Annotated in this window: 11 protein-coding genes and 1 pseudogene; 6 read left to right on the top strand and 6 right to left on the bottom strand. The window is 54.8% G+C overall.

Annotation, left to right across the window (positions count from 1 at the left end; all coding sequences use genetic code 11):
• Nucleotides 1-43: 43 nt before the first annotated feature.
• Nucleotides 44-1,171 carry a pyridoxal phosphate-dependent aminotransferase gene (locus ACZ1HA_RS20995; RefSeq protein ID WP_472715390.1) on the top strand — a complete coding sequence of 376 codons (1,128 nt, stop codon included), beginning with the start codon at nucleotides 44-46 and terminating at the stop codon, nucleotides 1,169-1,171.
• Here the strand turns inward: ACZ1HA_RS20995 and ACZ1HA_RS20990 are convergent.
• From ACZ1HA_RS20990 to ACZ1HA_RS20975, 4 genes are read right to left on the bottom strand one after another with little or no spacing between them, the layout of a single operon-like run.
• Nucleotides 1,168-1,734, bottom strand: a complete 567-nt coding sequence (locus ACZ1HA_RS20990) for a PqiC family protein (RefSeq protein ID WP_472715389.1) — start codon at nucleotides 1,732-1,734, stop codon at nucleotides 1,168-1,170. The two genes, ACZ1HA_RS20995 and ACZ1HA_RS20990, sit on opposite strands and share 4 nt — an antisense overlap.
• The gene (locus ACZ1HA_RS20985; protein WP_472715388.1) at nucleotides 1,735-3,819 is read right to left on the bottom strand and encodes a PqiB family protein; all 2,085 of its coding nucleotides are present in this window, start codon (nucleotides 3,817-3,819) and stop codon (nucleotides 1,735-1,737) included. It lies immediately after the preceding gene.
• Nucleotides 3,812-4,471 carry a paraquat-inducible protein A gene (locus tag ACZ1HA_RS20980; protein ID WP_472715438.1) on the bottom strand — a complete coding sequence of 220 codons (660 nt, stop codon included), beginning with the start codon at nucleotides 4,469-4,471 and terminating at the stop codon, nucleotides 3,812-3,814. The genes ACZ1HA_RS20985 and ACZ1HA_RS20980 overlap by 8 nt, the downstream gene beginning before the upstream one ends.
• The gene (locus ACZ1HA_RS20975; RefSeq protein WP_472715387.1) at nucleotides 4,429-5,067 is read right to left on the bottom strand and encodes a paraquat-inducible protein A; all 639 of its coding nucleotides are present in this window, start codon (nucleotides 5,065-5,067) and stop codon (nucleotides 4,429-4,431) included. Before ACZ1HA_RS20975 ends, ACZ1HA_RS20980 begins: the two co-directional genes overlap by 43 nt.
• 647 nt (nucleotides 5,068-5,714) lie before the next feature.
• Here ACZ1HA_RS20975 and ACZ1HA_RS20970 point away from each other — a divergent pair.
• A pseudogene (locus tag ACZ1HA_RS20970) lies at nucleotides 5,715-6,184 on the top strand (transposase); the annotation flags it as partial.
• A gap of 53 nt (nucleotides 6,185-6,237) precedes the next feature.
• On the opposite strand, the gene ACZ1HA_RS20965 reads toward ACZ1HA_RS20970, so the two are convergent.
• A complete protein-coding gene (locus ACZ1HA_RS20965) occupies nucleotides 6,238-6,366 on the bottom strand; it encodes a hypothetical protein (RefSeq protein WP_472715386.1) in 129 nt (42 codons plus the stop codon).
• 307 nt (nucleotides 6,367-6,673) lie between these two features.
• Here ACZ1HA_RS20965 and ACZ1HA_RS20960 point away from each other — a divergent pair, with 307 nt between their 5' ends.
• Nucleotides 6,674-8,434 (top strand): ABC transporter ATP-binding protein, encoded by a 1,761-nt coding sequence (locus ACZ1HA_RS20960; RefSeq protein WP_472715385.1) that lies wholly within the window; start codon nucleotides 6,674-6,676, stop codon nucleotides 8,432-8,434.
• 355 nt (nucleotides 8,435-8,789) lie between these two features.
• On the opposite strand, the gene ACZ1HA_RS20955 is transcribed toward ACZ1HA_RS20960, so the two are convergent.
• Entirely contained in the window at nucleotides 8,790-9,734 is a 945-nt protein-coding gene (locus tag ACZ1HA_RS20955; RefSeq protein WP_472715384.1) for a glycosyltransferase family 2 protein, read from the bottom strand.
• Between the two features lie 119 nt (nucleotides 9,735-9,853).
• On the opposite strand from ACZ1HA_RS20955, the gene ACZ1HA_RS20950 reads away from it, so the two are divergent.
• From ACZ1HA_RS20950 to ACZ1HA_RS20940, 3 genes are all read left to right on the top strand, one after another.
• Nucleotides 9,854-10,264 carry a sugar 3,4-ketoisomerase gene (locus ACZ1HA_RS20950; protein ID WP_472715383.1) on the top strand — a complete coding sequence of 137 codons (411 nt, stop codon included), beginning with the start codon at nucleotides 9,854-9,856 and terminating at the stop codon, nucleotides 10,262-10,264.
• A 52-nt stretch (nucleotides 10,265-10,316) separates the two neighbouring features.
• Nucleotides 10,317-11,222 carry a sulfotransferase family protein gene (locus ACZ1HA_RS20945; protein WP_472715382.1) on the top strand — a complete coding sequence of 302 codons (906 nt, stop codon included), beginning with the start codon at nucleotides 10,317-10,319 and terminating at the stop codon, nucleotides 11,220-11,222.
• Between the two features lie 113 nt (nucleotides 11,223-11,335).
• Nucleotides 11,336-12,652, top strand: coding sequence for a glycosyltransferase family 61 protein (locus ACZ1HA_RS20940; protein ID WP_472715381.1), 1,317 nt, complete (start codon nucleotides 11,336-11,338; stop codon nucleotides 12,650-12,652).
• Nucleotides 12,653-12,763: the final 111 nt, after the last annotated feature.

Raw genomic sequence — 12,763 nt, 5'->3', positions numbered from 1 at the left:
TGATCTCCGGGCGCTTTCTGATCCGAGGAGAAGGGGAGCGCCTGTGAAAGTCAAGATACACACTCTGTTTCAGTACCTGCTGGAAACCACCGATGCCGCACCGGAAGCGATTGTCGGCTTCTCACTGTCGCAGTCTCCTGTGCTGGGCGACTTCCTCGATGATCTCGATCCGCAGCAGTCACTGGACTGGAACGGGCGGGACTTCCGGGGTCTGCCCGAACTGCGCGATCATGTTCTGGACCAGGCCGGGCTGGCGGGTATCTGCACAGCCGAAGATGTGCTGATCACGGCAGGCGCAGCAGAAGCCAACTACCTCGCAATCATGCAGTTACTGCGCCCCGGCGACGAGATTGTGACGGAAACCCCGGGCTGGCCACAGGCGGATGTTCTGGCGAAAGCCGCCGGTGCCCGGATCGTGCAAGTGCACCGGAAGGAGGCAGAAGGTTGGGCTTTGTCGCTTGACGATCTGGCAAAGGCCGTCACATCAAAAACCAGGCTGATCTTTCTCAGCAACCCGAATAATCCGACGGGCCGGATGCTGGACCGCGGCGAACTCAAGGACATCGTGCGCATTGCTGACAGGGTTGGGGCATGGCTGATTGTCGATGAAGTCTATGCGGGGCTCGAATGGAACGCGCCGCGTGCGCCGTCGGTTGCCGGTCTGTACGGCAGGGGGATTACCACTGGTTCCGTGTCCAAAGCGCTTGGCCTTCAGGGGTTGCGGACCGGGTGGCTCGTCTGTCCGGACAAAGATCTCGTTATGGATGCCGTGATCCGACGTGAAAATGCCTCTGAAATCATGAACATCATGGGCGAAGTTATTTCTGAGATCGCCCTGCGTCCGGCCCGTTATCAGACCTCCCTGGACGCCGCCCGACGGGCTGGCGCTGCAAATCTGGCGCATCTGAACGGCTGGATTTCGTCTCAGCCGGGACTAAGCTGGGTGCCCCCTCAGGCGGGACTGATCGGGCTTGGAAAACTGCCCGAAGGGATCGACAGCGACGCTTTCGCCCGTTTCCTGCTGGCAGATCCCTACCGGACGTTCCTGCTGCCGGGCAGTGCGTATGGACAAGCCGGACATATCAGGCTGGGGGTCGGCGGTGGCGCGGAAGTCAACCTTGACGAGGGGCTGAACCGTCTGGCGCAGGGCCTGGCCGACTGGCTGGCTTAGCGCAGACCGTCACGCGCCACAAAAGCCGCGAGATCAGCAATAATCTGACCTCTGGCTGCAGCGATAGCACCCGGGCCAGCTTCGGTATCAAACGGCGCGGTGAGGTCAAAGAAACCGGACCGCTCGCGCCTGCCGTCCGTCACGCCGACAAAGTACTGACCCGTTGTGCGGAACACACCGTCTGCCTGAGCAACAAGTCTTTCAAACCGCACATCCAGCATCGCATCGGCAAATGCTTCAAAAGGCCATGGGGCAGAGGCAACACGTGCGCCCGTAATCTGGGCCAGATAACGGCTCAGCTCCAGCGCCACCGCCCGACCGGGCGTGTCGGCCCAGAGAACACTGCCCGCGCTGACAAGTCTGCCATCCGCGTCCTGTGTTGTGATTTCATCCGACGCGGCATAAGCAGGCAGCGATACTTCGCGCACTTCAACCGAGCGGAAAGCGATACGCTGTTGCTGTGCGACCTCGACAGGCGGTACCGCATAGCGGTCCGCAGTGGTCGTACAGGCCGTGAGCCCAGCGAGGAGACCCCCGATCAACAGCAGATGGCTCCGTTTCATTCAGCGTCCTCTGATCAATGCACCAGGGTTTCGTTCCAGCAGCCGCGCCAGCGACGTAATCGCCTCGGCCGCCTGTGAAATATCCCGCAGCGCGGCCTGTGCGTCACGGCTCAGCGCTTCGCCACGGTCATACCCTGCAATAGTTGCGCTGGCCTGGTCAAACACCGCCGTGATGCGGTCCACCAGCGCCGGCAGGTCACGGCTCGAAAGCGCCACCGCATCTGCAGCTTCACGTGTGGACTGCAACGTCGCATTTACGTTCTCTACAGCACCCCCGCGACGCAGTTCAGCAAGTGTCGCGTTCAGCTCATCCAACGCTGCCCCAAGCGAGGCGGGCAGGTTCTGTGCTGCCGTGGTGCTCAGGATTTCATCAGCAGAGGCCAGCAGCTCTGTCAGCTGATCCGTCAGCGCCTCCAGCGGCAGTGCCTCTGCCCTGGCGGCCACGTCTGTCAGACCCTCTACGAGACCCGGCAGCCCGGCGACAGAGGCCGAAACAGACGTGGCCGCCACAGTTGCCGCATCAATGGCCCCGGTAATGCGGGCGACCGCCTGGTCCTCCTCCAGCTGCGCCAGCAAAGCCTCCAGCCGCACAAGTGCTGCGTTCAGTGCAACCGGTATTTCCTGAACAGATGGGGCCGTCACGATCCCGCGCACGTCGCCCAGCAGTGCCCTTACTTCCTCAGGTGCATCGCGCAGCGCGGGATCCGTCACAAGCGCACGCGCCCCATTGAGAAATTCAATAGCGCTGTTCAGCAGGTCCTCGATCGGCAAGCTGTTCAGGCGCGTAAAGACGCCTTCAACAGTTGCTGCGGCGTCGGACACTTCGCTGGCCGTCGTCGGCATCAGCGGCACGCCAGCCTCTGACACCACCAGTTCGGCTGCGGGCGCATCCGGTACCTCCACCAGCTCAACCTTGAGCCCACCGGTCAGCAGGCTGCCGGAGGCAAGGCGCGCGCGCAATCCATCCGCCACGCGGGCGGTCAGGAACTCCAGCGCTGCCTCGGCGCTCGCGTCACCCGGCAGCCCAAGGCGGGCAGGCTGGACCCCCAGCACCACGCTCAGCCGCACACGCGAGTCCCCGAAGGCCGCCTGATCCACCACGCCTGACAGGCTCTCGACAGTCCCGATCTTCAACCCGCTCAGCTCTACTGGCGCGCCCAGAGCCAGGCCCGAGATGTTTTCGTCAAAAATCACCCGCAGTTCCAGCACCTCGACCTCGGAGGCATTGAACACGCTGTTGCGTGCCGCCACAGAGTCGCCGAAAACCTCGAATACCGTCCCGTCGACAACCTGTTCTCCGCCGGAAACAAAGGTGTCGAAGGTAATGCCACCACCCACAAGCGACGCAATTGATGAGAAATCGATGCCTGCGCCCCCCGGGCCGATGCTGACGCTGAAGCCCGATGTGTCCCAGAACCGTGTGGCGCGCGTGATCAGGCGCCCGTGAGGGGCGTAAATAACGGCCTCGGCAATCGCAAAATTACCCTCAGGGGAGATGCGCGCGGGGCCAACCCGACCAACTTCGATACCACGGTACAGGATCGGCACATCGTCTGACATGGTCCCGCCGGGCACCGTGCGCAGCGCGATCTGCAGACCCTGGTCACCGGGCAGAAAGAGCGGGGCCGTTGTGCGGCCTTTGAACGTGCTGCGGGGCAGGCCAATTTCACCGTCCCATGATCCCTCGATGAAAACACCGCTGAGCACTGTATCAAGGCCTGTGACACCGCGCGCCGAGAACTCCGGCTGCACGACCCAGAAGTTTGCGCCTGCATCGACATAGGCTGCGACGTCCTTGTTCAGCCTGACCTCGGCCACGACGCCTTCAAGCCCTTCGGCAAACACGACCCGTTCGACGACGCCCACTTTGACATCCCGGAACCGCAGTTCAGTCTGGCGCGCTGTAATGCCTGCGCCGTTCTCAAACTGGATCGTGATCAGCGGACCGCGTGCATTAAATGACTGCCATGCAACGAACAAAGCAATGATCAGAGCCGCAAGCGGAATAAGCCAGACCATCGAGGCACGTCCGGATACTGGCGACCTGCCATGTTCAATGGCAACAGGGGAGGGTTTGTCATTCATCAGACTGTGCTCTTTCCCGCGTTACCCCGGCGTCCCAGATCAAACGGCTGTCAAAAGCCTGTGCCGCCAGCATGGTAAAAATGACCGACAATGCAAAGAAAAGACTGGCGATCCCCGGTTGTACCGCAACCAGTGTGTTCAGTTGCACCAGCGAAGACATGATCGCAACAACAAAAATATCAATCATGGACCAGCGACCGATATACTCGACAACCTCGTACAGCAGCTGTCGCTGATGGGCAGATACCGAGGAAGGTCGCGTCACGGATATCGCGAGAAAGCCGATGGCCAGAAACTTGGCAAGCGGAATGACGACACTGGCAACAAGAATGACGGCCGCCACAAAATAACTGCCATATTCGATAAAACTGATTGCGCCCCCTATGATCGTGTCCTGCTGCACGGAAAACAGCGTACGCGTGCGCAGCATCGGGTAGAGATTTGCCGGGATGTAGCACATCAGGCCCACCAGCAGCAGCGCCCAGACCCGTTGCAGACTGTGCCAGTCCCGTACGACGAGCTTTTTCCCGCAACGCCCGCACCGCTGTGTTTCAGCGGGCCAGATCCCGGTGCAGCGCCTGCAGCACACAAGGCCCATGTCCCGGGCGCTTATGACTTTTCTGTCTTGCTCAGGGCGTTCCATACCGACCATCTGCACAAATAAGCTTCATTGACAACGACAAGCAGAACCAGAGCCGAAAACATCCAGAAAGCGGGCCCGAAGGAAACTTCCGCGAGGTCGCTGATCTTGATGAGTGCGACGGCACAGCCAATGACAAAAATCTCAGCCATCGACCAGGGCCGGAGTGCCTCTGAGAGGCGGAACGCCTTCGCAGCATGGCGGGCAGGCGGCCTGTCCCGGACGATGGGAATGAGAACATAAACCGACAGCAGAACCCGGGCCAGCGGGATGAATACGATCAGCGCTGCAGTCGCCAGAGACAGCAACACGAGCGGCCCATCGCTGAATGCCAGAGCCGCCTGCAGCACGGACACCGAATTTGTCGCCCCGGCAGCAGAAATCGTCAGAAACGGGAAGAGGGCCGCAGCAATAATCAGCACGGCGATTGCCAGTGACAGGGCGATGATCTGTTTGCCGGCCTTGCGCCGTGGTTCGATCAGCACTTCGCCACAGCGGCCACAGACAGCACGCTGACCGGCGTCGGGACGCTCAAGGCTCCAGACCGCATCACACTGCGGGCAGACGATCAGGTTGGTTATAAGGCTGCTTAAGTCGGGCCGTGTCACAAAACACACTGCCTGCAGAGGGCTTTCCCGACGTCCGTCATTCGTAATAATGCTGGTAAGCGCTTCAAATTAAAAGACAGTTGCATTCTGGTACACATAGCTCCTTAACCAAAAAAACGAACTGTGACTTTTGGGATAGCCTATGCGAATGGAACCGGATTGCGAAGGCACATGCGTAAAAACCCGCAAAAAGGATCAGAGAACCATGATACGGGGTACAGACCAAGGCTCACTGCTGTTTACACTTGTCCTGTTCGAAGGACACTCCGAAGCAGTCATATTTTCAACCTTTGGCTGAAAATATGTGGAGCCAAGTTACAGGTGATCAATGAACAAATACGAGTCTCTATTCCCCGCCGCATTTAAATAATTTAACATAAGATCGATTACAGACCACAAGTAGGAGTAGTGGCAAGCGCTCCCCCTGAAGTGTGATTACTATTAGAAAACAATGATTTATCTAATAGGAGAATACCGCATGGGCGCAGTTTGCACGCAACTATCACTGCAAGAACGCCGTAAGATCGAGAGCTGGTGGCATGCAAAGGTGCCCGTCAGAGAGATGGCACAAATCGACGACCTTTCGCGAGATCAAACGCAATTTCCGGGCCGATGATGCCTTCCCGAAGAAGTACGCGGGTTACTTCCGCACGAAACCTGTCATGAGCAAGATCATGAAAGCGGTGCGCGACCTGCCCCACCCGGCGCGTAAATCAATCACCCTTGATCGTGGGTCCGGGTTCGTCAGCTGGCCGTACCTGCAGGCCGGAATCGGAACGCAAACATGGTTCTGCGATCCGTCCTCACCCTGGCAGAAAGGCACGGTTGAGAACACCAGCCGGCGCGCCCGATCCCTCTCGGCAGATTGCTCTGCAATCGCCTGCCGGTCGATGGATGGCTGCCGGGGAAACGCGACATCATGGCAGTCACGGATCATGAATTGAAAATGATCTGCGACCGCCTCAACGCGACACACAGAAAATGTCCCGGATGGAAGACGCCCGCTGAAGTGTTCCGCGAAAAGATGATTACGGAGACAGGCCAACGCCCCCAACCGTCGAAGGCAAGAGGAGTCGCAGTTCAGGTATCGCTCACAGTCAAGACCTTCCAGCCCTAATTTTGATTTAAAACAACGTGTGATCTGACTACAGGAAACGACAGGCACGACGTTCAAAGCAGGTCGGGAAAATCCTCGAAAAACCAGTGCGCCGCATACGGGTAGATATGTTTTTCGTGCACCGAAGTTCTGTAGTCGAAATGCCCCTCATCTGAAAGAAAGGAACGCTTTGCAACGTTCATGGCGATGCCGCTTACATTATCAGTTCCAGTGACAATGAGAACGGACATGAGCACATGAGTTGTCTGGCTGCGTGCTTTGCCGTACACACAATGTCTAAGCGCCAATGCCCAGCATGGTTTCGAAGCCGAGCATTTAATGAATCGCAGACTGCCGGACTACGTCCTTACACTGCTGAAAGCTGCCTGCAAACAGCACTCAGTTCCGTCAAAAGTTCAGACGAGTTTCGAATGTCATTCACCTTACCATCCTTTACAGCCGACCTGATCCTCCTTACTTACGAGGCCTTAAACCAATGGGAAGAACACGATGTTTCTGGGAAACATAAATACTGGAATGCTTGGGCGGCTCCTCCAGGAAAACCTCAGAAACCAAGCATTTAATTACAGTGTGGCTGTTCTCGCAATGGTTATCATCGCGATTACCACGGCTTTGACCGCTTGGATCATGAAGGACATCATTGATTCAATGGTGGCTTCCGGAAACCGCGGCGCCGTTCTGGGTGTTGCAGCAAGCGTAGCGGCTATTTTTACTGTCAAAGGGGCTGCCACCTATACACAAGTGGTTTTTCTCAGTCGGGCGGGTAACCGAATAGTAGCGAACCAGCAACGTAACCTATATGACAGACTACTCCAACACGGAGTTTCCTTTTTCAGTTCCCTTGACTCCTCGAACATCCTGATGCGCGTGACAAGCTCTGCCCAAGCAGCGAGAACTGTTATTGATACGCTGATCATGGGGTTTGTTCGCGATCTCCTGACGCTGATCGGACTGATTTTTGTAATGGTCTATCAGCAACCTGCCCTTTCTTTGTTTTCTCTGGTTTTTGGCCCACTGGCCATTCTTGGCATACGCGTCATTCTCAAGAGAGTACGCGGCATTGTTGAAGCAAACATGATGTCTTCGGCAGAAATCATCAGGGTTATCCAGGAAACATCCACCGGCATCCGTGTTGTAAAGGCCTTCGCTCTTGAAGAATACATGGCAGAACGGATGAACGCGGCCATCACCGAGGTCGAAAAGCGGTCGAATGCCATGGCCAGACTTAACGGGGCCACCAGTCCACTGATGGAAACACTGTCCGGCTTCGCCATCGCAGGTGTTGTCGCTCTCAGTGCCGTCGGAATTCTCGGTAACAGCGCAACATCGGCCGGCGAACTGATGTCGTTTATCACCGCGCTGCTGATGGCATATGAACCCGCGAAACGTCTCGCCCGAATGCGCATCAGTATCGAAGCCGGTCTGGTTGGCGTAAGTTTCATGTATCAAATACTTGATACCCCGATTTCGGTCGAAGAAGCGCGCGATGCAGAGCCTTTGTCGGACGGACCGGGTCAAATAAAGTTCCGTTCGGTAAATTTTCACTACACAAACAAAGAACCTCTTCTGCGCAATCTGAACGTGACCTTCGAAGCTGGGAAAACAACTGCTCTTGTCGGTCCCTCAGGCGGCGGTAAATCCACCATTATCAACCTCATTCTGCGCCTTTACGATCCGAAAAGCGGGAGTATTGAGATTGATGGGCTTGATATCCGCCAGACCACCTTTGAGTCTCTGCGGGAAAAGATAGGTTTTGTTGGTCAGGAGACGTTTCTCTTTGACGGTACACTGCAACAGAATATCGCATTGGGTCGGGAGAACGCATCCGATGAAGAGATTATTGCAGCGGCAAAAACGGCCAATGCTCATGATTTCATTCAAAAGATGCCGGATCAGTACAATACTCATGTTGGAGAAAACGGCAACAATCTTTCCGGCGGCCAGCGTCAACGGATCGCGATTGCACGTGCTGTTCTTCGAAACAGCCCTGTACTGATAATGGATGAAGCAACGAGTGCCCTCGATTCCGAGTCAGAACACTTGGTCAGCGGCGCGCTGCAGACTCTGTCTAGAGGTCGCACAACAATAGTGATCGCACACAGGCTTTCTACTATTCTCAACGCCGACAAAATCGTGGTCATCAAGGACGGGGAAGCAATTGAGCAAGGCACACAGACTGAGTTACTTGCCCAAAACGGGGTTTTCCGGTCTCTGTACGACCGCCAGTTCCTTGCCTCAGAAACAGGCTGAAAGCGCTCAGAACTCTTCACTGTTTGACCTGATTAACTTTCGCTGTCCGGTCCCACTGCATCCTGTGTCCTAGCCGTCTCAGAATGCAAAGGTTCTGGCTTATTTCATGCGTATCACGACAGCGATCTTCATCTGTTGCAGTTTGCTGCCAATCCTTTGAAAGCTTTTTCCGCGTCAACGGCGACTAACCCCCCAGGACTGAAACGAATGAAGGGGTTCCGCAAAGGCGCGTTGCGCTTCGTACGGACCAGCGCATTCAGATGACTGATCATTTTGGCGTTGGCGTCGCGGTGCAGAACAGCGGATACAGAAACAAACGGCCAAACAAGCTACCCAGGTCGTTCAGGCAGTCACTTCATGAAGGACGGAAGATACCCAAAGATCTGAGCAACCCTGTACTTCCAATTTTTTTATACTGATCAAAATGCTCTTCGATCTGTGGATCTAGTGCAAGGGCCTCGCGCAGCGCCTTTGTATTGCCAGCCTTCGCGCTTGATCGGAAGAACCTTTCCATCCATCGAAAAGCTAATTCGGGCAAAGCCCGGTCAGGAAAGAACCGGTTTTTCCATTCCACGACAGTTCTGATCTGGCGCAAGCTGTTCCCATGCAGATTGTCGCCGTGTTTCCGATAACCGAATGAAGGTTGATCAATTAGATCAAAAGATCGGTTTGGATTTTCTATCAGGTACTGGACGATCTTTGTTCTCAATACGATATCGTCACCAATAAGGTCCTCGTCGTACTTTCCCACGCTGACGATGACATCCATACGAAAAACACCGGCCTGAAAATAAAACGATCCCAAAGATTCGTATTCGATCTCCAGAAGCACCTTCGGATCCGTAATCTGTTTCCCGTGGGTTGGAGTTAGGAGGCCTTCGTCTATTATTTCGCCACGCGGATCCACGATATAGTTACGCGAACTGGCAACAAAAACCAAAGCTGGATCCGCTCTCATCTGTTCAAGTTTTTTGCTCAGCGAGCCGGGCAACAGTATGTCATCACAGGATATAACAACTACGAACTCGCCACGCGCAGATTCCAGTGCCCGGTTGCAGTTCAAGCTGACGCGTCCGGTGTTTTGCTGCGCGATCACTTTGTGCTCAAAAGGGCATTCCTTGAGCACCCTGTTTATTATTTCAAGCGATCCATCATCCGAACCATCATCAAGCAGGACAATCTCGATATTTTCATCTTCCTGCTGAAAGACAGAGCGCAGGTGCGCTTCGACGAATGCACTGTGATTGTAACAGATGCATACAACAGAGCACAGATCCGCTTCCTTTGCACTCTGTGTCAACTCGCTTGCCTCCGTATTCCCAAGGGCCTCAACACGATCATGATAGTGTAGCGTTTTGCAAGCTTGTGGGCCAGTGTGTCATGAGATAGGCACGACGGGCGCAACCAGAGTTGTTTTAAATGCCACTTTCGAATTGCCGCAGGATCGACCTGCCAAAAATCTCTGACCAACGTGGAAACCTTACTTTTGTTGAGGGGGATGTCCACATTCCGTTCAGCGTCAAACGGGTTTACTATCTGTATGACGTGCCAGGGGGCTCTGATCGCGGGGCGCATGCGCATAAAAATTTGCACCAGTTCATGATCTGCATGTCCGGCAGCTTTGATCTGTTGCTGAACGATGGAACCAAAGAGCAGAGGTTCCATCTGAACCGTTCCTACTACGGCATCTATATCTGTCCGATGATGTGGCGCTATCTCGATAATTTCTCATCGGGCGCCGTCTGCATGGTGATGGCGTCGGAGCGCTATGATGAAGACGACTACATACGTGACTGGGGTGAATACTGCGCTGCCGTTGGTGCTGTCTGAATCCGACAGGACAAAGGCGACACCATAACCGACTGCATTCTGGAGGACTGATATGACCGACACTGGCGCCGCCACACCACTGGTCTTTATAGCAGGCCCGCCACGCTCTGGCACGACACTGATGCAGCGCATTATGGGTGCACATCCCGACGTATTTGCAGGCCCAGAATTTGATTTCATGCCTGCGCTTATGCAGATGATGCAGGGTTCCATGCGTGACAGCATCAGATCAGGTCGCATCGACCGCATTGTGGATGAACCAACATTGCAAAAAGCGATCACAGCATTCTTTGAAACGATTTTCAAAGAGCGCTTGGGTCGAAGCGACAAGACAGTTTTTTGCGAAAAGACTCCGGCAAACGCTCTGGAGCTTGACCATATCATTGAGACCTTTCCGAACGCGCGCTGCATCATGATGGTTCGCGATCCCCGGGATATTATTAATTCGATGAAAACTGTCGCAGGTAGGGTATCTTCCAAAGCAGAAAAGCACGGAGATTTGTCAAATGTCCGGCGGGCCGTCAGGAGCATGAACGCGTATTTCAAGGCGGGGCTGGACAGCGCGTCACGCTCTCATGCCGTGATGGTCGTTTATTACGAGGATCTTGTGAATGAACCCGAGAAAACGGTTTCAGGTGTTTGCGACCACCTCGGGCTCAGATATCTGCCGGAAATGCTGGATATTCAGAACGGCGGATTTGTTCATGTCGACTTGAAAGATGATGCATTCTACAGCGCAGAACAACTGGCCGCGCCTATCACTAAGGAGCGACTGGTAAGTAAGAAATTTGAACTGACGCCTGTTGAGGTCGCCGTTGTCGAGGAATTCACTCTGCAGCACAAGGCGCTGGACAGATACAGGCTCCGCGACAATCGCACCGCTCTGAGAAACCGGCTGGTTCGGTCATTCTCAAAGGTTCATCCCGGAGTGATCGACCCTGTGAGCTCTTGGGTCTGAACCATAAATTGGCACAAACGGGAACTTCCGCTCATTCAAACTACTTTGAGTTGAAGCGATGGCACCTTTGCGATAGCCAGAGAGACGACAATGTGAGGGCAACTGAAAAACCGATGGTCGACAACAGTCCACTTCCGCTTAAACGCCGGATACTCAGGAGCATTGTTAGGGCGGCCAATTCCGGGGGGCCGGGCTCAGCCATTGCACGCACATTACTTGCGCGGAGCAAGTTCAGTTCGGGCATTTTTGGCTCTTACGCGGATGGTGCAGCATTTGAACTGCCTCCTGTACATTCCGGAAGAACATCTCGAGTCGTCCCGCCGCGCGTTACCGGGATGCCAAAGCGAGTGGTCACATCAGAGATGGCACCGACCGTACCGTTCGTTTTTCAGAACGCCCGGGTGTCCGGAAACTCCTCTGTCATCGCTACGCCAGAGGGCGCATTTACTCCACAGGTCTATTTCGATCAGAGACACCGGCTGTTTGCGACGCCTGAAGAAGTATATCAGGTAATGACCGTAGATCGCCGTATCGTCACACGGCAAAAGTACCACCAGACAGTTGACAAAGGCATATGCGTCTTCGGCAGTGGTGCGACCAACTGGTATCACTGGACGATGGAAACAGTACCCCGGGCCGAACTGGCGCAGCAACTGCCTTCAGAATACGACGACTACCCTTTGCTTGTTCCGGAAAGCTGTGTTGCGGGATCAACCTTCGAAGAACTTCTTGAACCGTTCATTGCCGGCAGGAAGATCGTCAGAATTCCTGACCACAAAACAACGCTGGTAAACCAACTCGTAGTAATTGAACCGCCTTCATTTGTGCCCTGTCATGTGCGCAACACCGACTGGCCAACGCCCGATGATCACTATCAGGACGCGCAGTTTTTCAGAGACTTCAGACGAAAAATTCTGAATCACTTTGACGTCGGGCCGAAGGATACACCCAAGCGGCTTTTTCTGGCCCGCCCGGCACCGAAGACCAACACCAATAGGAGTTATAATCAGGAAGAACTGATCAGCATTGCGAGGAAATACGGGTTCCACATTCTGTATCCCGAAACACGGTCTCTGAAGGAACAGCTGGAATTTTTTCAGGGCGCAGAAATTGTGGTGGGCGCATCAGGTGCCGCGTGGACCAACATGCTTTTTGGAAATCCGGGTACAAAGGGCCTGATCTGGTGTCTCAACGTATATGATCAGGTATGTGTGTTCTCAAATCTTTCCGAAGTCTCAGATGTGAGCATCTACCATTTATTTATTGAACCGGACCAGCACCTCCTGAATTCAGACGAAGCCTTCAGAGCGACTTACAAAGTGTCTCCGGAAGTTTTCGAAGAGCACCTCAAACAGTTGGTTACCCCCTCATTCTGCCCTCCTGCGACAGGCCTCTCTGTTCCCACTGCGAGACATGAGACTGTTCAGTAAAAAAGGCTTTTTCGCCTTCAATTCCAGATGTACTGCAGGTCACAGCACGGCATATAGCATCCGGCGGAAAGTTGAATTCAGATATCCGAGTGATACTGTACCGTCGAGCAA

This window comes from Roseobacter sp. S87, assembly GCF_055693285.1.
Note: the sequence above shows the minus strand (reverse complement) of the source record. Positions and strands in the feature narration are given on the sequence as shown.

Bases quoted from the DNA above. Each gene is read 5' to 3' on its own strand.
- ACZ1HA_RS20950 (WP_472715383.1), top strand. From the start codon at position 9,854: ATGCCACTTTCGAATTGCCGCAGGATCGACCTGCCAAAAATCTCTGAC.
- ACZ1HA_RS20985 (WP_472715388.1), bottom strand. From the start codon at position 3,819: ATGAATGACAAACCCTCCCCTGTTGCCATTGAACATGGCAGGTCGCCA.
- ACZ1HA_RS20980 (WP_472715438.1), bottom strand. From the start codon at position 4,471: ATGGTCGGTATGGAACGCCCTGAGCAAGACAGAAAAGTCATAAGCGCC.
- ACZ1HA_RS20960 (WP_472715385.1), top strand. From the start codon at position 6,674: ATGTTTCTGGGAAACATAAATACTGGAATGCTTGGGCGGCTCCTCCAG.
- ACZ1HA_RS20940 (WP_472715381.1), top strand. From the start codon at position 11,336: ATGGTCGACAACAGTCCACTTCCGCTTAAACGCCGGATACTCAGGAGC.
- ACZ1HA_RS20990 (WP_472715389.1), bottom strand. From the start codon at position 1,734: ATGAAACGGAGCCATCTGCTGTTGATCGGGGGTCTCCTCGCTGGGCTC.
- ACZ1HA_RS20945 (WP_472715382.1), top strand. From the start codon at position 10,317: ATGACCGACACTGGCGCCGCCACACCACTGGTCTTTATAGCAGGCCCG.
- ACZ1HA_RS20965 (WP_472715386.1), bottom strand. From the start codon at position 6,366: ATGAACGTTGCAAAGCGTTCCTTTCTTTCAGATGAGGGGCATTTCGAC.